Raw genomic sequence first — 20435 nt, forward strand, 5'->3', positions numbered from 1 at the left:
GCCGCCATCGCACGCGGACCCGGCGTGTCCGCGCCCACAGTGACCTCACCGTGCACGGGAGGCAAGGCCATGGGCGACAAGGCGAACGCACACCCCGGAGCCGCCGGCAGGGCGACAGCGGCCGACCACCCCGCGTCCGTACGGAATGTGGTGCTGGTCGGCCACTGCGGATCGGGCAAGACGACACTGGTGGAAGCCCTCGCGCTCACCGCGGGGGCCGTGAACCGGGCGGGCCGCGTGGAGGACGGCGGCACCGTCTCCGACTACGACGAGATCGAGCACCGGCAGCAGCGCTCGGTGCAGCTCTCCCTGGTGCCCGTCGAATGGGACGGGTTCAAGATCAACCTTCTCGACACCCCGGGATACGCCGACTTCGTCGGGGAGCTGAGGGCCGGTCTGCGAGCGGCGGACGCGGCCCTCTTCGTCGTCTCCGCCTCCGACGGGGTGGACGGCTCGACCCGCATGGTGTGGGAGGAGTGTGCCGCCGTCGGCATGCCGCGGGCGATCGTCGTCACGCACCTGGAGGCCGCCCGGGCGGACTTCGAGGAGATGACGCGGATCTGCGCCCAGGCCTTCGGCGGCGACGATCCCGACGCCGTACTGCCGCTGTACCTGCCGCTGCGCGGCCCGCAGGCGCCGGACGGGCACGCGCCCGTGACCGGGCTGATCGGGCTGCTGTCGCAGAAGCTGTTCGACTACTCGACCGGCGAGCGCAAGGAGTCCGAGCCGGGCGAGGACCAGTTGCCGCTGATCGAGGAGGCCCGCAACCGGCTGATCGAGGGGATCATCGCGGAGAGCGAGGACGAGACCCTCATGGACCGCTACCTCGGCGGCGAGCCGATCGACGTCGGGACGCTGATCGAGGACCTGGAACGGGCCGTCGCGCGCGGGGTGTTCTTCCCCGTCCTGGCCGCCGCCCCCGCGGCCGGGGGCGCCCGGCACGGGCTCGGCACCGTCGAGCTGCTGGAGCTGATCACCCGCGGCTTCCCGACCCCGCTGGAACGCGCGGCGCCCCGGGTCACCACGGTCGAGGGCAAGCCGCGTGAGCTGAGGCTGTGCGATCCGGACGGTCCGCTGGTGGCGGAGGTCGTCAAGACGGCGTCCGACCCCTACGTCGGCCGGGTCTCCCTGGTGCGGGTCTTCTCCGGCACGCTGCGGCCGGACGCGACCGTGCACGTCTCCGGGCACGGGCTGGCCGACCGCGGGCACGAGGATCACGATGTCGACGAGCGGATCGGCGCGCTGTCCGCGCCGTTCGGCAAGCAGCAGCGGGCACTCACCCACTGCATCGCCGGCGATCTCGCGTGCGTGGCGAAGCTGAGCCGCGCGGAGACCGGGGACACGCTGTCGGCCAAGGACGACCCGCTGCTCATGGAGCCGTGGGAGATGCCGGACCCGCTGCTGCCGCTGGCCATCCAGGCGCACAGCAAGGCCGACGAGGACAAGCTCTCCCAGGGCCTGTCCCGGCTGGTCGCCGAGGACCCGACGATGCGGCTGGAGCATAACCAGGACACCCACCAGGTCGTCCTGTGGTGCCTGGGCGAGGCGCACGCCGACGTCGCGCTGGAACGGCTGCGCAACCGGTACGGCGTCCAGGTCGACGTCGTGCCGCACAAGGTCTCCCTGCGGGAGACGTTCGCCGCGAAGTCGGGCGGGCGCGGCCGCCATGTGAAACAGTCCGGCGGGCACGGGCAGTACGCGATCTGCGAGATCGAGGTGGAGCCGCTGCCGGGCGGCTCGGGCATCGAGTTCGTGGACAAGGTCGTCGGCGGGGCGGTGCCGCGCCAGTTCATCCCGTCCGTCGAGAAGGGCGTACGGAGCCAGGCGGCGAAGGGTGTCGCGGCCGGCCATCCGCTGATCGACATCCGGGTCACGCTGCTGGACGGCAAGGCGCACTCCGTGGACTCCTCCGACGCCGCCTTCCAGACGGCCGGCGCGCTGGCCCTGCGGGAGGCGGCGGCCGACGCGAGGATCCATCTGCTGGAGCCGGTGGCCGAGGTGAGCGTCCTGGTCGGCGACGACTACGTGGGCGTCGTGATGAGCGACCTGTCCGGGCGGCGCGGCCGGGTGCTCGGCACGGAACAGACCGGCGGCGGACGGACGTTGGTGCGGGCCGAGGTGCCCGAGATCGAGATCGGCCGGTACGCCGTCGACCTGCGCTCCCTGTCCCACGGCACGGCGCGTTTCAGCCGTTCCTACGCGCGGCACGAGCCGATGCCCCCGCAGGTCGCCGACAGACTCCGGGAAAAGGCGGGCGCCGTCTCGTAGTTGACGACGGACGCCTCCCCGGGAGGGCGTTCACGCAAGGTTGCCCTCCCCGTCGGCGGGCGGCTTCGGCCGTCCGCCGACGGATGTGGGGGCGTCCGGGACGGATGTCACTGCCTGCGGATACGCTGACGACCTGATCAACAGGTGTGCGGAGCACGGAAGTCGGGAAGGCCGCAGGAGCAAGACCTGTGGCGATCGGGGGCGGGAATGGCCGTTGACAGCGGTTACGCGGACTTCTTCGGTCCGCAGGTGCCGCGCACGGGCGACGAGGGCCAGACGGCGACGTACGCGCTGGCCTCGGCGGCCTATCGGGACAATCCGGTGGAGGAGATCCTCAAGGCCAACAACGAGTGGCACGCGTCGAGCGTCAAGGGCGGTCGCAGGTGGGCGCGGATCTTCCGGCCCAACCTGGGTGAGGCCTTCTCCACGGCCGTGGCCGCCCGCATGCTCGGTCCCGGCCGCAAACCGCTCATCCAGTCCTTCGGCGCCGAGCCGCAGGTCGTGGTCGAGCACTGTCTCGCGGCGAACAACATCCGCAGGGACCGCGACAATCTGCTGACCATCGTCATGGTGCTGTGCGGTCTGCTGTTCCTGCCCGGGCTGCTGATCTGGCTGCTGGTCTTCCAGATCCGCACCACGCTGGCCAAGGTGGAGGGCCGGGCCAGCGCGTTCGGCACCGCACTGCTCGTCGGTGTGGGCGCGCTCGCCGTGCTCTTCGTGGTCAAGATGCCGTTCTCGGGCTTCTGGGCCTGGTACGGACGCGCGGCGGTGGTCATGCCCGTGGTCGGCTGGTTCTGGGCCAAGCAGATCTGCGAGCGCACCGCGGCGGACCTGCGGGGCCGCTGGAGCAGTCTGCTCTCCGGCAGCAGCGTCGGAGCGAAGGTGCCCGAGGCGGTGCCGACCAGCCCCCGCGAGACCGCCGCCGAGCAGTTGCGTCAGTCGCTGGCCAAGCTGGGCGCCGAGCAGCAGTCCAACTCGGTCTTCTACGCCGGCCCCAAGGGCATACTCGGCATGGGCACCCGCTGGGGCAGCTGGCAGCTCGCCGAGGACCTCGTGCCGGCCGACCCCACCCGCGAGATCCACCCCTTCCGCAGCTGGGACGTCATCCGCTCGATCCACGACCAGCTGCGCATGCTGGAGCGCGGCCCGCTGAACACCGGCGGTTTCCCGAAGCCGTCGATACGGCACTGGGTGGTCACGCCCATCGCGGAGAACGCGACGGCGGTGTCCCGGCCCGAGGGCACCGACGTGGAGGCGTACCAGGTCAAGTCGCACGCCATACAGGACATCTGCAACAAGCAGCAGTTCGGCGCGGGCGACCGGCACTACCTGGGCGTGCAGTGGACGCTGTGGGACGGACAGCTGGTGATCACCATGCTGATCACGGTGACCGTGCTGCACGAGACCCTGCGCATCGAGGTGACCGGGCACGCCCTGGGACCGGTGCACGGCCTGTTCACCTCGGGCCCGGCGGCCAGGGAGAAGGAGGTCCAGAAGTCGCTGAGGTTCTGGGAGACCCGGAAGGTGAAGCTTCCGCTGGTCGACGCGGACGAGGTGGTGCGGCTGACCGCCCGGGCGCCCCTGACCTGGTATCCGCCGCTGCTCAACTGGCTCGGCGGCAGCCTGGCCCTGCCCGAGCCGTTCGGGCTGCGGCACGCCTGGGCGGACAAGCCGTGGCGGCACCGCTTCATGGCCGACGACGCGCTGCGCGCCGCGACGCCGGTGCTGCGGGTGGTGCACTCGGCGGCGATCCGGGTCCTGACCGAGAACGGCGTGGACACGGAGAAGTTCGGCAACCGGTCGGCGTTCCTCAGTACGGCGGTGCAGGACCCGTCGCCCAGGAAGGCCGACGTGTACGACGCGTAGGCGCGAGGGGGCCGAGCCTTCCGGCCCCCTTCGCCGGCCCCTCCCCGCCCGGGACGCTCAGGCCGTGGGCCAGGCGTCCGCCAGCATCTTGCGGGTGTCCGCCAGCAGCTGCGGCAGCACCCGGGTGTGGCCGACCACCGGCATGAAGTTCGTGTCGCCGCCCCAGCGCGGGACGATGTGCTGGTGCAGATGCGCGGCGATACCGGCGCCGGCCACCGAGCCCTGGTTCATCCCGATGTTGAAGCCGTGCGCTCCGGAGGCGGTACGCAGGGCGGTCATCGCCTGCTTGGTCAGCAGGGCCAGCTCGGCCGTCTCCGCGTCCGTGAGGTCCGTGTAGTCGGCCACGTGACGGTAGGGCACGACCATCAGGTGGCCGCCGTTGTACGGGTACAGGTTGAGCACCCCGTAGACCTGCTCACCGCGCCTGACGACCAGCCCGTCCTCGTCGGATTTGGCCGGAATCGAGCAGAAGGGGCAACCGTCGTCGGCACCCGGGCCGGTCGGCTTGTTCTCACCCTGGATGTAGGCCATCCGATGGGGCGTCCACAGACGCTGGAACGCGTCCTGGGTCCCCACGCCCCACTGCTGCTCCGGCTCACTCGTCATGCAGTGCAGCATATTGCTTCGCCCGTTCGCGCCGTGTCGGCGGGGTTCGCGGAAAACCGTCCCGGGCCAAGCTGGGCCGGTGGACGACGCGGAGGACGAGGACAGTCGCAAGGCCCGCTGGGAACGCCGTACGGAAGGCCCTCTGGCCGTCGCGTCGCTGGTGTTTCTCGCCGCGTACGCGGTCCGCGTGCTGACCGGTGATCCGCCCGACGGACTGCGAGCCCTCTGCCTCGGGCTGATCCTTACCGCCTGGGCCCTGTTCGCCGTCGACTACGGGGTGCGCTGGCGGCTGAGCGGGCAGCGGCTGCGGTTCGTACGGACGCACTGGCTGGACACCGTGGTGCTGCTCCTGCCGCTGCTGCGGCCGCTGCGGGTCGTCAGGGTGTACGAGGCCGTGCGGCACCACCACGGCCGGCCCCGTCTCGCGCTGCACGCGCGCGTGATGGTCTACGCCGGGCTGGCCGCCGTCCTGCTCGGCTTCACGGGCGCCCTCGGCGTCTACCAGCAGGAGCACGCGGCACCGGGGGCGACCGTGCGGACCTTCGGGGACGCCGTGTGGTGGACCTGCGCGACCCTCGCGACCGTCGGCTACGGCGACGTCGCCCCCGTCACTCCGGCCGGGCGCCTGATCGCGGTCGGGCTGATGGCGATCGGGCTGGCCCTGCTGGGCGCGGTGACCGGGACCTTCGCCTCCTGGCTGCTCCAGGTGTTCGGGCGGGAGGACGACGGAAGGCCCCCGGCGGGATGATCTCGCCGGGGGCCCGACACCCACCGGATCAGACCTGCGCCCGCTCCTCCACGACCTGCGCGATCTTCGCGATGGCCTCGTCGAACGGGATGCCGTTCTCCTGCGAGCCGTCGCGGTAGCGGAAGGACACCGAGCTGTTCGACATGTCCTCGTCGCCCGCGATGACCATGAAGGGCACCTTCTGCTTCTGGGCGTTGCGGATCTTCTTCTGCATCCGGTCCGAGGAGGAGTCGACCTCCACCCGCAGGCCCTTCTTCCTGGCCGCCGCGGCGAACTTCTCCAGGTACTCGACGTGCCCGTCGCCGATCGGGATGCCGACCGCCTGCACCGGCGCCAGCCACGCCGGGAACGCGCCTGCGTAGTGCTCCAGCAGCACCGCGAAGAACCGCTCGATGGAGCCGAACAGCGCGCGGTGGATCATGACCGGCCGCTGCTTGGAGCCGTCGGGCGAGGTGTACTCCAGCTCGAAGCGCTCCGGCAGGTTGAAGTCGAGCTGGATCGTCGACATCTGCCAGGTGCGGCCGATGGCGTCCTTGGTCTGGACGGAGATCTTCGGGCCGTAGAACGCGGCGCCGCCCGGGTCCGGGACCAGGGGCAGGCCCTGCTTCTCGGCGACCTGGCGCAGCGTCTCCGTGGCCTCCTCCCAGGCGTCGTCGGAGCCGACGAACTTCTCCGGGTCCTTGGTGGACAGCTCCAGGTAGAAGTCGGTCAGGCCGTAGTCCCGCAGCAGGCCGAGGACGAAGGTGAGGGTCTTGTCGAGCTCCTCGGCCATCTGCTCGCGCGTGCAGTAGATGTGCGCGTCGTCCTGGGTGAAGCCGCGGGCGCGGGTCAGGCCGTGCACGACGCCCGACTTCTCGTACCGGTACACGGTCCCGAACTCGAAGAGGCGCAGCGGCAGTTCACGGTAGGAGCGGCCGCGCGCGTCGAAGATCAGGTTGTGCATCGGGCAGTTCATGGGCTTGAGGTAGTAGTCCACGCCCTCGTCGAGCTGCATGGGCGGGTACATGCCGTCGGCGTACCAGTCCAGGTGGCCCGAGGTCTCGAAGAGCTTCCCCTTCGTCGCGTGCGGGGTGTAGACGAACTCGTAGCCCTCCTCCTCGTGGCGGCGGCGCGAGTAGTCCTCCATGACCCGGCGGATGATGCCGCCCTTGGGGTGGAAGACGGCGAGGCCGGAGCCGATCTGCTCGGGGATGGAGAACAGGTCGAGCTCGGAGCCCAGCTTGCGGTGGTCGCGCTTCTCGGCCTCGGCGAGGAAGTCGAGGTGCGCCTTCAGCTCGTCCTTGGTCGGCCAGGCGGTGCCGTAGATGCGCTGGAGCATCGGGTTCTTCTCGCTGCCGCGCCAGTAGGCGGCGGCGTTGCGCATCAGCTTGAACGCGGGGATGTTCCGGGTGGTGGGCAGGTGGGGACCGCGGCAGAGGTCCTTCCAGCACAGGTCGCCGGTCTTGGCGTCCAGGTTGTCGTAGATCGTCAGCTCGCCGGCCCCGACCTCGACGTCCGCGCCGTCGTCGGAGGAGGCCGCGCCCTTGATGCCGATGAGCTCCAGCTTGTACGGCTCGTCGGCCAGTTCCTCGCGGGCGGCCTCGTCGGTGACGACCCGGCGCGAGAAGCGCTGGCCGCGCTTCTGGATCTCCTGCATCTTCTTCTCGATGGCCTTGAGATCCTCGGGCGTGAAGGGCTTGTCGACGTCGAAGTCGTAGTAGAAGCCGTCCTTGACCGGCGGGCCGATGCCCAGCTTGGCCTCGGGGAAGAGTTCCTGCACGGCCTGCGCCATGACGTGCGCGGTGGAGTGGCGCAGGATGTCGAGGCCGTCCTCGGAGGAGATCTCGACGCCCTCGACCTCCTCGCCCTCGGACAGGACGTACGACAGGTCCTTCAGCTCGCCGCCCACGCGCGCGGCGATGATCGAGCGCTCGCCGGCGAAGAGCTCGGCGGCCGTGGTGCCCGTCGTCACCACGCGCTCTTCCCGCTCGGAATCGCGATGGATGATCACACGGACGTCTGACACCGGTCTCTCCTGACTGAAGGCGGATGCGGGCGTCGTACCGAGAGCGCGCGCAAGAGGGGATCGTACCGACCCGGGCCCGCCCACCGCGAAATCAGTCCCCTCCGCAGGCCTCCTCGAAGAACGCCGTGATCTCCGCCGTCTCCTGCAGGGACTTCATCAGCCGGTCCCGCTCCGCCTCGTCCACCTGTACCGGTTCGACCCCGGAGGCGTCCGTGAGCCGCCGGAACCCGCCCCGGCTCTCCAGCCGCCCGAGCACCCGCACCGGCAGCCCGACGAGGTGCGCGTGCCCGGCGATCCGGTACGCCTCCTCGTCCAGCGTCAGCCGGATGTGCGGAACCTCGGCGCCCGCGATCACGCGCAGCCGCACCGTGCCCTCCCCGCGCGGCCCCGACCTGCGCATGCGGACCACCGCCCCGGTGAGCCGCACCGGCACGGAGGGTTCCGCGCGCAGATAGCGGGCGCCGGCCTCGCGCAGGACGGGCAGGTCGCCGGGCGAGAACTCGACGGCCTCGGCGGGGGCCGCGCACCCTTCGGGGACCCCGGCCGCCGGTGCCCACTCCACGGCGACGCGGGCCCCCTCCGTACCGCGCACGAGGGCGATCAGCGCCTCGGTGAACTCGCGGCTGACGCCCGCCTCCACCGCGCCGTCGAAGGCGTCCATGCCGCCGGTGGCGCGCTGGTAGTCGATGGCCTCACGGGCGGCGTACAGCGCCTGGTGCAGGCGTACGGCGAGCGGGCGGCCGGAGTCGACGGGGACGAACGCGGTGAGCCGGCGCCCTTCGGCCGCGGAGCCGACGAGGACGTTCTCCAGGGACGCGGCGGCGGTGCGGCGGTAGCGGGCGCCGTAGTAACCCGCCCGCGCGCGCGTGGCGAGCGCTCCGGCGAGCAGCGTCTGCCGGGCCGCCGTGCGCAACTGCTCCTCGACGGTCCAGGAGGCGGCACCGGCCGGACCGGCCGGGACGTCGCGCCACCAGCGGATCTCGTCGCTGGGCACGGCGAGGGAGACCAGCACCTCGCGTGCGGAGAGCGCGCCGCTGCGGGACAGCGCGAGGAGCGCCTCGCCGAGCAGGTCGTCGCTGTCGGGGAAGGCCCGGCTCTCGGGCACCAGCAGGCTCAGACCGCCTCCGGAGCCGGGCGGGGTCCAGCGGCCGTAGCGTCCGGCCGCTCCCCCGCGCCGCTGCCAGCCGTGCCGGCGCAGCAGGGCGCCGAGCACGGCGGGGTCCACCGCGGCGGGGTCGGGGGGACGGTTCCAGGTGGCGGCGGGACGGTCGACGGGATGCGGTCGCGCGGGCCGCGGCGGCTCGCCCGGCGGGCGGTGCGTCATGGTCTGCCTCCGGTACCGACCCGCGTCATGATCTCGCACAGCGCCCGGTCGTCGAAGATGCGTGAGGTCGGTATCCGCACGGTGGTCCGGGTCCGGCCGGTGACCGGGCGGCCGGCGAGGTTGACCCAGTAGCAGCAGTGCCTGAGGTCGAGCCGGTCGTGACCGGCCCGCAGCCACTGGTCCCGCGTCCGCGGGACGAGCATCACGACCAGGATCTTGTGCACCGAGACCGGGGTGCGGGCGAGCTTGCGCAGGTGGTCGTTGTCGAGCGTGAAGGAGAAAGAGCGGCCGGGAGGGTTCGGCGGGATCTGGTACGTGCACTTGAGCTGCACCTTGATGGTCACCTCGTCGTCGACGGTGTGCCCGGGCGCGCTGTGGCTGACGTGCCAGTCGATGCCGTTGTCCGGAAAGGGCTGCGACAGCGAGCACCCCGCGGCCGCCGCGACCGCGTGCAGGTAACCCACCTGCAGTGTCTCCATGCAGGCGGTGGTGGCGAGTGTGCCGCGATGGGGGCCCGCGCGTTCGGGCAGCAGCCCGCCCCGCTCGGGCTGCGCTATCGCCATGGCCAACAGCCTTCCCGGACAAGTGAAAAGCCCACACCGGGGCCGAGTGCGTCCCACGTCGGGCCGCTGAACTGCAAGGACCCGTATTCCTGTTGTGTCCTTCCGGCGTACGGCGCAAACAGCCCGGGTATCACCAAACGGGGCAGACGACGGGGCGTCAGCTGCCTTGGGTGAAAAAGGGGTTGAGAAGATATGGCTTGCTGGTACGAAGGGCCCCTGGCCGCTTTCGACACGGAGACCACGGGTGTGGACGTGGAGGCCGACCGGATCGTGTCGGCCGCCGTCGTCGTCCAGGACGCTCCGGGCACCCGGCCGCGGGTGACCCGGTGGCTGGTGAACCCGGGGGTGCCGGTCCCCGCCGGGGCGACGCAGGTGCACGGACTGACCGAGGAGCATCTCCAGCGCAACGGCCGCTGGCCGGCTCCGGTGATGTACGAGATAGCGGAGTCGCTGGCCGAACAGGCCGTGGCGGGGCGGCCGTTGGCCGTGATGAACGCGCCGTTCGATCTGACGCTCCTGGACCGGGAGTTGCGCCGGCACCGCGCCTCGCCCCTGGACCGCTGGTTCGAGGCGTCACCCTTGCTGGTGCTCGACCCGCGGGTCCTGGACAAGCACCTGGACCGCTACCGCAAGGGCCGCCGCACCCTCGCCGACCTGTGCGCGCACTACGGCATCCCGCTGGAGGGCGCGCACGACGCGGGGGCCGACGCGCTGGCCGCGCTGGAGGTCGTCCGGGCGGTGGGACGCCGGTTCGCGGAACGGCTGGAGCGGCTGAGCCCGGCCGAACTGCACACCCTCCAGGCGGTGTGGCACGCGGCGCAGGCGCGGGGCCTGGAGGCGTGGTTCGCGCGCAGCGGCACGGAGGAGGCGGTGGATCCGGCCTGGCCCCTGCGCCCGGACCTGCCCGCGGCAGCCGCGTAGCGCGGTGTCACCGGCCGCCGGTGACGCCCGCGGACACACGGAAGAGCCGGTCCGCGCGATGCGGACCGGCTCTGTCCCGGTGGGCGATACTGGGTTCGAACCAGTGACCTCTTCGGTGTGAACGAAGCGCTCTCCCACTGAGCTAATCGCCCGGGAACGCACTGAACAATACAGGTCTCCGCGGGTTTCCTTCAAACCGTTGCCAGGTGGCCGGCGAGACCCCGCCGCCCCGACCGCATCATCAGCCAGTGGTTGGCGCGGAAGACGGGCCGTCCCGGGACGGCGAAGCGCCTCAGCAGCGGCTTGCTGACGTCGACGACCTGCTCGTAACGGGCCGTGCTGCCCGTCCCGTCCGGGGTGACCGTCCAGCGTGCCCAGCCGTCGATGTCCCCGGTCAGGGCGACCTCCAGCACTCCGGCCGCCGGATCGCGCCGCACCTCGCGGGCGGTGAAGGTCATGTCGTACGGAAGGAGGGAGCGGATGCGGACGACGCCGGTCGTGCCGTCGATCCGGTTCACCTCGCGCACCTGGCGCCACCAGCGCGGATAGTCCTCGACCCGCTCCAGCGCCTCGTACACGGCGGCGGGCGGGGCGGGCAGCGGCCACAGGCTGCGGAAGCGGTAATGGGTCCAGTCCATGAGCGGAGTCTGCCCCGCGCACGGCGGGCACACATCTGAGTACGCCGCTGAGTACCCCCACTCATGCCGTACGACGTGACCCGGACCACACTCGGCGGCATGACGCACATCCCGCCCCCGCCCGAGGAGTTGCGGCTCCTCGACGCCGAGCTGTGGCAGCTGGACGCCCGCCGGTCCCAGTTGCTGGCCCGTCGCGCCTGGCTGATCAGCACCCTGCAACAGCCGCAGCCGACACCGATGCCGAGGCCGGTGGCCGCACCCCGTCCGGAGACCTCCGCGCCCCGTGTCCAGAACCTCCTCCTCCTGCTCGGCGGTGTCCTGCTCACCGTGGCGGCGATGGTGTTCACGCTGGTCAGCTGGGGTGACCTGGGGATCGCCGGGCGGGCCGTGGTGCTGGGCGCGGTCACGCTGGCCGCGCTCGCCGGGCCGGCGGCGCTGCTGAAGCGGGGGCTGCGTTCGACGGCCGAGTCGGTGGCCGGCCTCGGGCTCGCGCTGACGGTGCTCGACGCCTACGCCCTGCACGAGGCCGCGCTCGCGGGGACCGACGGCACGGGGTACGCGGCCCTCGCGGCGGCCGTGCTCGCCGGGGTGTGGACCGCGTACGGGCTGCTGCCGGCCACGACCGCGCTGCGCCTGCCCGTCCCCGCCGCCCTGGCGGCCGCCCAACTCCCGCTGTTCCTCGGGGCGCTGGCCGTCGACGCCGGGCCGTACGGGGTCACGGCGGCGCTGCTGGTGACGGCCGGGCTCGACGCGGCGGTGGCGCTCCGCCCGGTCACCCGGTCCGTGCGGGTCGTCGCCGCCGCCGGCGCGTACGGCCTCGGCGCCTGGGGCGTGCTGGCCGCCGGCTGGCTGTCCTGGACGGCCACCGGTCCGGGTGCCGCCGCCCGCGCGGCGGCGCTCCTCCTCCTCGCGACCGCCCTCGCGCTGGGCGCCGCCTGGCGGAGTCAGGGCGGGCAGCGGGCCGTCGGTCTCGCCGTCGCCTCGGGGCTGCTCGCGGTCGGCGCGGTCGCCGGTGCGGCGCGCCCGGCGCTGCCGGCGGTGTGGGCGGTCCCGGTGCACCTGGCCTGCGGGATCGCCCTGCTGGCGGCGGTGCGGTCCGGGCGGCTGCCGGACGCGGTGCGGCGCGGCCTCGCGGGGGCCTGCGGCGCCGTACAGGCATGCGCCGTGCTGTGGGCGCTGCCCGTCCTCGTGGTCACGCTGCTGGGACCGGTCGGCTGGGTGACCCGGGCGTGGACCGGCGCTCCCCCGGACGCCCGGGCCGCGGTGACGGCCGGCACGCCCTGGCCGCCGTACGCGGCGACGGCTCCCCTCGTGCTGGCGGCCGTCGCGGCCGTCCTCGTCCTGGCGGTCCGCGGCACGGCCTGGCGTCCGCGGGCCCTGACCGGCGCGCTGTGCCTGGCCTGGGCCGCGGTGCTCACCCTCGCACCGGTCCTGGAACTCCCCTACGTCGTCGGCCTGTCGGCGGCGGGAGTCACAACCGGCGCCGCCCTCGCGGTGGCGGGGTACGTCCCGCGAGCCACCCCCGGACCCCGGTCCGTCCGCCTGGCGGCGCTCGTCCTCGCGCTGGTCACCTCCCTCGGCCTCGCCTTCCTCTCCCTCGCCACGCAGAGCGCGACCCTGGCCGTGCTCTCCGCCCTGACCACGCTCTTCGCGACCGCCTCCCGGCAGCGCCGCCTCAGCCCCGTCACGGCCCCGGCGGCCCTCGGGTACGCCGCCGCGCTCGCCTGCGCGACCGGTGCCGCCGCCCACTGGCCGCCCGCGCACACCGCCCTGCTCGTCCTCACGGTGCCCGCGGTCGCGGCGCTGCTCGCGGCGCGGCTCGGCGGCTCCCCGGCGACCGTGCCGGTGGAGGCGGCGGGCGCCGCCGCCGGCCTGCTCGCCGTAGTCCTCGCCGTCACCGACCCGCCCCTGCTGGCCCTGGTCCTGGCCCTGTGCGCGGTGATCACCGCCGGCACGGCCGTACGCCCGGACCGCCGCCCCCTCGGCTACGCGGCCACCGCCCTCTTCGTGCTGGCGGCCTGGGTCCGGCTGGCCTGCTGGGACGTCGTCACCCCCGAGGCGTACACGCTCCCCGTCACCGTCCCGGCCCTGCTCGTCGGAGTGCTGCGCCGGCGCCGCGATCCGCGGGCGTCCTCCTGGACGGCGTACGGCCCCGGGCTCGCCGCCACCCTCGCGCCGAGCCTCGTCGCGGCCTGGGGCGACGCGCACTGGACGCGCCCGCTGCTGCTCGGGGCGGCGGCCTTGCTGGTCACCCTGCTGGGCGCCCGGCACCACCTCCAGGCACCGCTCGTGCTCGGCGGCTCGGTGCTGGTCCTGGTCACGCTGCACGAACTCGCCCCGTACCTCGTGCAGATGACCGGCCTGCTCCCCCGTTGGGTGCCCCCCGCCCTCGCCGGACTGCTGCTGCTCGCACTCGGGGCGACGTACGAGCAGCGCATCCGTGACGTCCGGCGGGTGCGGGAGGTCCTCGGGAGGATGAACTAGCGGCCGGCTAGGGCATCTTGTCGCCCAGCAGCGCCAGGTTCTCGATGGCGGCGAGGCCGTAGAGCGCGGTGTCGTTCGTGGCCACCCACGTGGCCTCGCTGCCCGGCACCAGCGCGGCCGGGCCGCTCAGCTTCTCCGTCGTCCAGGGCGCCGACTCCTTGTAACCGTCGGAGTTGTAGAACTTGTCCCACGCCCGCCGGGCGAGCTTCTCGTCTCCGGTCTGCACGGCGGCGTACGCGTCCAGGCGCGAGTGGCCCTGGAACAGGATCAGCGAGCCGAAGTTGGTGCCGTAGCGCGCCGCCTGTTCGGCTTTGGTGGCGTTGAAGTAGCGGCAGTAGTCGAAGTAGGCCTCGTTGAACTTCGGCATGTCGACGAGGTCGATGAGTTCGGCGCACAGCTCGTTGAGGCCGAAGACGGCGGAGAGGTGCGAGACGCCGACCACCGGCTTGTCGGCGATGGCGAACCTGCCCGTGTCGAGGTCGTACAGACCGGTGCCCTGCACGAACCCGTTGGGCTGGGCGGCGATCGTCTCCATCGTCGACAGCACGCGCGCCTTGGCCTTCTCCCACTTGGGGCCCTTGCGCTCCCACTCCGTCAGCCAGGCCGACACCAGCCCGCTCCAGTCCGTGCCGAAGCCGATCGACAGGGCGTGCCGGTCGGGGGTGTACGGCTCGGTGCGGATCTTGCGGATCGGGTCGAGGACGAGGAACGTCTCGTCGGAGTCGACGTTGGCGTGCATGAGGTCGCCGACCCGCTCGTCGGCGGTGAGGAAGTAGTAGTAGCGCCGGTAGGTGGTGTTGGCGATGCGCTGCTGCTTGGCGCTGTCGGCGTAGTGCTGCACACCGTGCCGGGTGCCGAGCCCGGCCCACTTGCCCAGGTGGTACACGTCGACCTCACCGGTGTGCCGGGTCATCGCCTCGGCGAACCGGAAGATGTCCGCCCGGCCGGAGCGCAGGTACGCGAACCAGAGCCACAGGTCCGGCGACAGCTCGGAGTTGTCCCAGGCGTAGCCGCCGATGTCGTACCGCCACTGGTGCCGGACGGTGTCGTAGGTGTGCATGATGTCGCCGTAGTCCCAGAAGCCGTACCAGCGGCGTTGCTCCACCTGGTCCTTGTAGTAGGTGAAGAGGAAGTCGAGGTGGTCCTCGATCTTCGCCTTGGCGGGCGTGGAGCGGTCGGGCTCGGCGTACAGCCCCGGGCCGAAGACCCCGGCCTTGATGAGTTGCTTGGGCGGCGCGGCCAGCTGCGGCAGCACCCGTACGGCCTCGACCTGTTCGGCGAGCTGGTCGGCGCTCGGGGTGGACTCGTTGGCCCAGAAGAGGAGTTCGGAGGTGCGGGCGATGCCGTAGGGCGTGCCGAACTCGGGCTCGTAGTCCTCGTAGGTGATGTTGAGGCCTTCGAGCTGCTCGGCGAAGGTGTCCTGGCCCATGCCGTCGTGGTAGAAGCGCAGGTCCATCGGCTGCGCCTCGGGCGACCAGAGCCAGAGGGTGACCTCGGCCTCGTCGGTCTGGGCGTCGCGGATGTCGAGCTGGGCGGGGAACTTCTCCCAGAAGTCCCGCAGGCCGAAGGAGAGTCCGCCGCTCGCGCCGCCGACGTAACCGAACCCGGAGGCGCGCCTGCCGCCGCCGGCGCCGATCCAGCCGTGGCCCTTCTTCGTGCGCTTGCGCAGTCCGAAGCCGTCGGCGGAGAGCTGGGAGAGGGTGTAGTCGCCCCACTCGGGGATGTACTGGAGGCGGGTGGTGACCCGCTGGTCCCAGGTGGCCGGGTCGGGCAGCTTCTTGCCCTCGTACTGGGCCGTCTGCACGGCCGCGCCCGGGTCGCGGCGCAGTCCGGTGATGCCCTTGACGGCCTCGCGCAGCAGACCGGTGCCGTCGCCGCCGATGCGGATGTGGCGGTCGTAGGACTGGTCGCGCATCGGCACGGTGAAGCGGACACCGAGCCCGCGGATGAAGTCGCCGCTGGCCTTGCCCGGCTCCTGCGTGCCGTCGAAGGTGATGGTGTGCACCATGCGGAAGGAGTCGGCGCCCGCGTAGAAGTACAGGCGGATCGAGAACGGCAGCCAGCTCCGGGCGCCCTTGCGGTGCTTGCCGTCGATCCGGACGACCGCGCGGACCGGGCCCTCCTGCTCGACGGTGACGGAGCCGATGGCCCCCTCGAACCGCTCGGTCTTCACCGAGCCCTGATCCTCGTCCTCGATCTCGGGCTGGCGGATCAGCACGAGCCGGCCGTTCTTGGCGATCTCCGTCGTGCCACGGGTGACCGACTTGACCAGCGTGGCACCGGACTTGGCGATCTTCGCGGTGATGACCCCGGTGGAGACGGTGATCGTGCCGCCGCTCGTGTCGACAGTGACCTTCTTCGCCGGGGCGGCGGCCTCGCCGGCGGTCAGGGTGAGCTTGCCGGAGCCCGAACTGACCGCGTGCGCGGTCCACTTGAGCGAGCCGTCCGGCCAGTAGGCGATCGGCCACGACTGCACGGGCACGGCCTTGCCGTCCGCGTCCGTCACCGCGAACTTCTGGTCCTCCTGGTGGGCGCCCTTGGGCCAGGGCACGCCGACCGTGGAGCCGGGGGCGGCGCCGAGGCCGCCGTCCTCCAGCCAGTCCAGGGTCACCGGACCGTCATCGGCGTCCGCGGCTCTGGGCGCGGCCTGGGCGTCCTTGGCTCCGAGCGCCCAGCTGAACTGCGCGGCGGCTCCGGCGACGGCGGCTGCCTTGAGGAGGGACCTGCGGGGAATGGGAGACATGAGAGATTCAGCCTTTCCTTTCCGTGCGGGATGCGCGGGATAGTCAGAGGCATGACAGGGAGAGGCGCGGCGCCCGGGGGCGCCGGCCCGGTGCGGGGGCACCGCGCGTCAGCGGTGCCGGTGGCGCTCCTCCACGGCGATGGCCGCCGCCGCGACGGCGCCCAGGACGGGAACCGCCAGCGGCGCGACGAACAAGGCGGACAGGGCCACGACGGCCAGCCCGCAGACGATCAGGAAGGACCCGGCGGGATCGAGCACCGTACGGCGGCCGGCATCCGCGAGCAACGTCCGCCAGACCGCGCCCGGGGTCCAGACTGCGGCCGCCCGCAGCAGGGCCACGGCGGCCCCGATCAGCGCGAGGACGCCGACGGCCCCGACGAACGGGCCGCCGGGAAGCCCGGCCCGCGCGGCCAGGACATCCACCCAGACCGCCATCCCCACCGCCCAGCCGGCGAGCCCGACCACCCACCCGCCGCGCACAGCCGTACGGAAGTCCGCGACGAACTCCCGCCAGCCGCCGCTCCCGTGGGCCGTACGACGGCGCAGATGCCGTGCGCCGGCGGCGAAGGCGGCGGGGTAGGTGACGACCCCGAGACAGGCCACGGCGATCCACACACCGGTGAGCAGGCACTCGGCGAAGACCGCGAAGCGCTCGCCGAAGACGGACCTCATGCGCGGTGCGCGGGCCTTCACGCGTGCTTGCGCCATGGTGACCGCCTCAGCCCTTGAGTCCGGAGGTCGCCATACCGTCGATGAGGTAGCGCTGGAAGGCCATGAAGAAGGCGATGACCGGCACCAGCGCCACCAGCGACATCGCGATCATGCTGCCGTAGTTGGAGATGCCCTCCTGGTCGCGGAACATCATCAGGCCGAGCGAGACGGTGTACTTCTCGGGGGTGTTGAGGTAGATCAACGGCCCCATGAAGTCGTTCCAGGCGTTGATGAAGGTGAAGATGGCGCTGGTGATGAGGGCGGGCCGGCTCAGCGGCAGCACGATCGACCAGTAGGTGCGCAGATGCCCGCAGCCGTCGAGCTTGGCGGCCTCGTCCAGTTCCCTGGGCAGCCCGCGCATGAACTGCACCATCAGGAACACGAAGAAGGCTTCCGTGGCCAGGAACTTGCCCGCGACGAGCGGCACCAGGGTGTCGGTGAGCTCCAGGTTGCGGAAGAGCACGTACTGCGGGATGAGCAGCACGTGGTACGGCAGCAGCAGCGTGCCGATCATCAGCGTGAAGAGCAGGTTGCGCCCGGCGAACCGGATCTTGGCGAAGGCGTACGCGGTCAGCGAGCTGGACAGCACGACACCGGCCACCGCGAGGACCGCGTACATCAGCGAGTTCCAGAAGAAGCTGCTGATGGAGATGCCGGAGATGCCGTCGGCGAGCCCGGAGAAGTTCGCCCAGACCGGCTCGGTGGGCAGCAGGTCGAGGCTGGCGATGATGTCCTTGCTCGGCTTGAACGAGGCACCGACCACCCAGATCACGGGATACAGCACGACCGCGAGGACGAGGAGGGCGCCCACGTGCCAGGCGATCGAGCCGGTGCGCCGCCGCTCGTTCGCGGTGCGCAGGGCGGGGCTGGTGGCAGTGGTCACTTGGCGGCCTCCTCGTAGTGCACCCACTTCTTCTGCGACCAGAACAGGACCGCCGTGACGAGCGCCACCGCGATCACCAGCGTCCAGGCCATCGCGGAGGCGAAGCCCATCTGGGCCTCCTTGAAGCCCTTCTGGTACAGGTAACAGGTGTAGACGAGCGTGGCGTCGGCGGGCCCGCACCGGGTGTCGGAGACGACGTAGGCGGAGCCGAACACCTGGAACGCGTGGATGGACTCCAGCAGCACGTTGAAGAACAGCACCGGGGAGATCATCGGCAGCGTGATGTTCCAGAACCGCCGCAGGGGACCGGCCCCGTCCACCTCGGCGGCCTCGTACAGTTCCTGCGGGACCTGCTTGAGACCGGCCAGGAAGATGACCATCGGCGCGCCGAACTGCCAGATGCTCAGCGCCACCAGGGAGTACAGGACGTAGTCCGGGTTGCCGATCCAGCCGCCCACGTCGACACCGAAGATCTTCTGCGTACGGTCCACGACGGCGTCGTCCGAGAACAGCGCCCGCCACACGAAGCCGACGGAGACGCTGGCACCGATGAGCGAGGGCATGTAGAACGCGGCGCGGTACAGGCCCTGTCCGCTCCGCTTCTGCGCGAGCAGCAGCGCGACGCCGAGCGCGAGCAGCAGTTTCAGCGGTGTGGCCACGACCACGTACTTCAGTGTGACCTCGACCGACTTCTGCCAGCGCGGGTCCTGGAACATCGTCGTGAAGTTGTCCAGGCCCACCCACCGGGGCGGTGTGAACAGGTTGTAGCTGGTGAACGCGTAGTACAGCGACGCGATCATCGGCCCCGCCGTGAGCAGCAGGAATCCCGCGATCCACGGCGACATGAAGAGGTAGCCGGCGAGGTTCTCGCGGCGTCGCCCCCGCCGCCCGGCGGCGGGAGCGGCGGACCGCTTCCCGGCCGGGCGCACGGGCGCTTCCTTGACGAGCGTCATGGTGGTACGTCCCCTCAGCCCGCGAACGCGGCCTTGGCCTCGCTGAACAGCGCCTTGGCGGCATCGGCCGGCTTGGTCTTGCCCTGGGCGACCTCGCCGCCGATGCGCAGGAAGGCCACCTCGATGACGTCGGCGCCGGACGGGTGCGGGGTGATCTTGCCGAGAACGCCGGCCTTGGAGACCTCGTCCTCGTAGGCCGCCACGCCCTTGTTGTTGGCGTCGGTGGGCTTGAACGCGTCGTACTGGTCGGTGGTGGCGAGGATGCCGCGGTCGTAGCCCATGATCTTGCCGGCCTCGGCGTCGTGGACCATGAAGTCGATGAACTGGGCGGCTTCCTTCGGGTGCTTGGTCCCGGAGAAGGCGCTCATCATCAGTGAACCGAGGTACTGGCCGGTGTTCTTGCCGTCCATGGTGGGGATCGGCGCGAGCCCGTAGTCCGACTCGCCCTCGCCCTCGTAGCGGATGGAGAAGTTGTCCCAGGTGAACTCGGACGCCGCGAGGCCCGCCGAGAGCGCGGACTTGGGCTTGACCTGCTCGACCTTCTTCGGGTCGGCGACGAGCCCGGACCGCACGCGCTTGTAGCCGTCCTCCCACCACTGCGTCAGATCGTCCTCGGTGAAGCCGAGATCGGTCTCCGTGAAGAAGGCCTTGCCGTTCTGGCGCAGGTACAGGTCGTAGAGGTACATGATGCTGAAGTAGCCGGTGTCACCGGCGATCTTCACCTTGTCCTGGATGGTCTGCAGCGCGTCGAAGTACTCGTCCCAGGTCCAGCCGAACTTCGCCTCGACGCCCGCCGCCTTGAAGGCCTTGAGGTCGATGACGAGCGCCATGGTGTTGGCGCCGACCGGTATGCCGATCTGCTTGCCGTCGACCTGACCGTTGGTGAGGACGCCGTTGCGGAAGTTCTCCAGGCTCAGATTCCCCGCGTCCGCCTGCGTCTTGAGATCCAGGAGAACACCGCGCTCGTCGTACTTGCGCAGGAAAGCGACCGCATTCTGGAAAACGTCCGGCGGATTCCCGCCGGAGGCCTGGGTCTGGAACTTCTCCCAGAACGCCTCGTAGTCGGTGAATTCAGGCTTGATCTTGATCTTCGGGTACTTCTTCTCGAAGAGCGCGATCGTCTTCTTGATGGCGATGGTGCGCGGCTCGCCGCCCCACCACGCGTAACGGAGTGTCACCGTCCCGTCTCCGGAACCACTGTCACCACCGCACGCGGCCGTCGCACCCAGCCCGAGCGTGGCCGCCGTGGCGCCGGCCGCCTTCAGGATCGTACGCCTCTCAACTTTCCTGCTGGTTCCCACAGTCGGGCCTCCCCGCGCAGCGTCGTTGCCGCCTGCATGAATCGTTTCAAGTAAGCGCTTGCTGGCACAAGTTACGGAGGGCCCCGGGGTGCGTCAATGATTCGGACAGGAATTTCTCAAGACGAGCACGGCGAGTTGACGGCACGTCGGGCCCGGCACCGGCCCGCAAGGGAGCGATGCCGCAGGTGAGGCGCCCGCGGCCGACAGGCCGAACACGAACGGGCCCGCAGGACCCGAAGACCGGACGGCCGGAAGTCGCCCGCGCCCGGAAGCGCCCGGCGGACGCGCGAACGACGACGGCCCGTCTGCGGTCTCGCAGACGGGCCGTCGTACCGGGTGGGCGGCCCTGAACGGCACCGCCTGCGCCTGACCCGGTGCGGCACTCCGCACCGGACCGCACTCCGCACCGGACCGCACTCCG

The 20435-nt window shown here is 71.4% G+C and carries 15 protein-coding genes and 1 tRNA gene; 5 read left to right on the plus strand and 11 right to left on the minus strand.

Annotated features, from left to right (window positions below):
- The first annotated feature begins 69 nt into the window (after nt 1-69).
- Both ACWD0J_RS25670 and ACWD0J_RS25675 read left to right on the plus strand, forming a co-directional pair.
- Nucleotides 70-2268: an elongation factor G-like protein EF-G2 gene (locus ACWD0J_RS25670; protein ID WP_451498199.1), complete on the plus strand. Its 2199-nt coding sequence runs from the start codon at nt 70-72 to the stop codon at nt 2266-2268.
- Between the two features lie 207 nt (nt 2269-2475).
- Nucleotides 2476-4134, plus strand: coding sequence for a hypothetical protein (locus tag ACWD0J_RS25675; protein WP_451498182.1), 1659 nt, complete (start codon nt 2476-2478; stop codon nt 4132-4134).
- Nucleotides 4135-4191: 57 nt separating this feature from the next.
- On the opposite strand, the gene ACWD0J_RS25680 is transcribed toward ACWD0J_RS25675, so the two are convergent.
- A complete protein-coding gene (locus tag ACWD0J_RS25680) occupies nt 4192-4752 on the minus strand; it encodes an HIT family protein (RefSeq protein WP_451498183.1) in 561 nt (186 codons plus the stop codon).
- A 67-nt stretch (nt 4753-4819) separates the two neighbouring features.
- On the opposite strand from ACWD0J_RS25680, the gene ACWD0J_RS25685 reads away from it, so the two are divergent.
- Complete coding sequence (locus ACWD0J_RS25685) at nt 4820-5488, plus strand: potassium channel family protein (RefSeq protein WP_451498184.1); 669 nt, start codon at nt 4820-4822, stop codon at nt 5486-5488.
- A 28-nt stretch (nt 5489-5516) separates the two neighbouring features.
- On the opposite strand, the gene thrS is transcribed toward ACWD0J_RS25685, so the two are convergent.
- From thrS to ACWD0J_RS25700, 3 genes are all read right to left on the minus strand, one after another.
- On the minus strand, nt 5517-7493 hold the full coding sequence (gene thrS / locus ACWD0J_RS25690; protein ID WP_451498185.1) for a threonine--tRNA ligase: 1977 nt from the start codon (nt 7491-7493) through the stop codon (nt 5517-5519).
- 91 nt (nt 7494-7584) lie between these two features.
- Nucleotides 7585-8817 (minus strand): hypothetical protein, encoded by a 1233-nt coding sequence (locus tag ACWD0J_RS25695; RefSeq protein WP_451498186.1) that lies wholly within the window; start codon nt 8815-8817, stop codon nt 7585-7587.
- Nucleotides 8814-9380 carry a DUF4365 domain-containing protein gene (locus ACWD0J_RS25700; protein ID WP_451498187.1) on the minus strand — a complete coding sequence of 189 codons (567 nt, stop codon included), beginning with the start codon at nt 9378-9380 and terminating at the stop codon, nt 8814-8816. Before ACWD0J_RS25700 ends, ACWD0J_RS25695 begins: the two co-directional genes overlap by 4 nt.
- Before the next feature lie 192 nt (nt 9381-9572).
- Here ACWD0J_RS25700 and ACWD0J_RS25705 point away from each other — a divergent pair, with 192 nt between their 5' ends.
- A complete protein-coding gene (locus ACWD0J_RS25705) occupies nt 9573-10301 on the plus strand; it encodes an exonuclease domain-containing protein (protein ID WP_451498188.1) in 729 nt (242 codons plus the stop codon).
- A gap of 80 nt (nt 10302-10381) precedes the next feature.
- Here ACWD0J_RS25705 and ACWD0J_RS25710 read toward each other — a convergent pair.
- Nucleotides 10382-10453: transfer RNA gene (locus ACWD0J_RS25710), tRNA-Val, on the minus strand.
- Nucleotides 10454-10492: 39 nt separating this feature from the next.
- Nucleotides 10493-10939, minus strand: coding sequence for an SRPBCC family protein (locus ACWD0J_RS25715; RefSeq protein ID WP_451498189.1), 447 nt, complete (start codon nt 10937-10939; stop codon nt 10493-10495).
- Nucleotides 10940-11038: 99 nt separating this feature from the next.
- Between ACWD0J_RS25715 and ACWD0J_RS25720 the strand changes: the two genes are divergently transcribed.
- Nucleotides 11039-13423, plus strand: coding sequence for an SCO7613 C-terminal domain-containing membrane protein (locus ACWD0J_RS25720; protein ID WP_451498190.1), 2385 nt, complete (start codon nt 11039-11041; stop codon nt 13421-13423).
- Nucleotides 13424-13430: 7 nt separating this feature from the next.
- Here the strand turns inward: ACWD0J_RS25720 and ACWD0J_RS25725 are convergent, their stop codons facing one another.
- The 5 genes from ACWD0J_RS25725 to ACWD0J_RS25745 form a co-directional block, all read right to left on the minus strand.
- On the minus strand, nt 13431-16166 hold the full coding sequence (locus ACWD0J_RS25725) for an exo-rhamnogalacturonan lyase family protein (protein WP_451498191.1): 2736 nt from the start codon (nt 16164-16166) through the stop codon (nt 13431-13433).
- 108 nt (nt 16167-16274) lie between these two features.
- Complete coding sequence (locus tag ACWD0J_RS25730) at nt 16275-16874, minus strand: hypothetical protein (RefSeq protein WP_451498192.1); 600 nt, start codon at nt 16872-16874, stop codon at nt 16275-16277.
- A gap of 10 nt (nt 16875-16884) precedes the next feature.
- On the minus strand, nt 16885-17760 hold the full coding sequence (locus ACWD0J_RS25735) for a carbohydrate ABC transporter permease (RefSeq protein WP_451498193.1): 876 nt from the start codon (nt 17758-17760) through the stop codon (nt 16885-16887).
- On the minus strand, nt 17757-18713 hold the full coding sequence (locus ACWD0J_RS25740; RefSeq protein WP_451498194.1) for a carbohydrate ABC transporter permease: 957 nt from the start codon (nt 18711-18713) through the stop codon (nt 17757-17759). The genes ACWD0J_RS25735 and ACWD0J_RS25740 overlap by 4 nt, the downstream gene beginning before the upstream one ends.
- Nucleotides 18714-18727: 14 nt before the next feature.
- On the minus strand, nt 18728-20014 hold the full coding sequence (locus ACWD0J_RS25745; RefSeq protein ID WP_451498195.1) for an extracellular solute-binding protein: 1287 nt from the start codon (nt 20012-20014) through the stop codon (nt 18728-18730).
- Between the last annotated feature and the right edge of the window lie 421 nt (nt 20015-20435).

The organism is Streptomyces sp. NPDC003011 (assembly GCF_053591515.1).

What these genes read in the sequence shown, in the direction of transcription:
- ACWD0J_RS25670 (WP_451498199.1), top strand. Translation starts at nt 70, where the DNA reads ATGGGCGACAAGGCGAACGCACACCCCGGAGCCGCCGGCAGGGCGACA.
- ACWD0J_RS25675 (WP_451498182.1), top strand. Translation starts at nt 2,476, where the DNA reads ATGGCCGTTGACAGCGGTTACGCGGACTTCTTCGGTCCGCAGGTGCCG.
- ACWD0J_RS25680 (WP_451498183.1), bottom strand. Translation starts at nt 4,752, where the DNA reads ATGCTGCACTGCATGACGAGTGAGCCGGAGCAGCAGTGGGGCGTGGGG.
- ACWD0J_RS25695 (WP_451498186.1), bottom strand. Translation starts at nt 8,817, where the DNA reads ATGACGCACCGCCCGCCGGGCGAGCCGCCGCGGCCCGCGCGACCGCAT.
- ACWD0J_RS25700 (WP_451498187.1), bottom strand. Translation starts at nt 9,380, where the DNA reads ATGGCGATAGCGCAGCCCGAGCGGGGCGGGCTGCTGCCCGAACGCGCG.
- ACWD0J_RS25705 (WP_451498188.1), top strand. Translation starts at nt 9,573, where the DNA reads ATGGCTTGCTGGTACGAAGGGCCCCTGGCCGCTTTCGACACGGAGACC.
- ACWD0J_RS25715 (WP_451498189.1), bottom strand. Translation starts at nt 10,939, where the DNA reads ATGGACTGGACCCATTACCGCTTCCGCAGCCTGTGGCCGCTGCCCGCC.
- ACWD0J_RS25720 (WP_451498190.1), top strand. Translation starts at nt 11,039, where the DNA reads ATGACGCACATCCCGCCCCCGCCCGAGGAGTTGCGGCTCCTCGACGCC.
- ACWD0J_RS25725 (WP_451498191.1), bottom strand. Translation starts at nt 16,166, where the DNA reads ATGTCTCCCATTCCCCGCAGGTCCCTCCTCAAGGCAGCCGCCGTCGCC.
- ACWD0J_RS25730 (WP_451498192.1), bottom strand. Translation starts at nt 16,874, where the DNA reads ATGGCGCAAGCACGCGTGAAGGCCCGCGCACCGCGCATGAGGTCCGTC.
- ACWD0J_RS25740 (WP_451498194.1), bottom strand. Translation starts at nt 18,713, where the DNA reads ATGACGCTCGTCAAGGAAGCGCCCGTGCGCCCGGCCGGGAAGCGGTCC.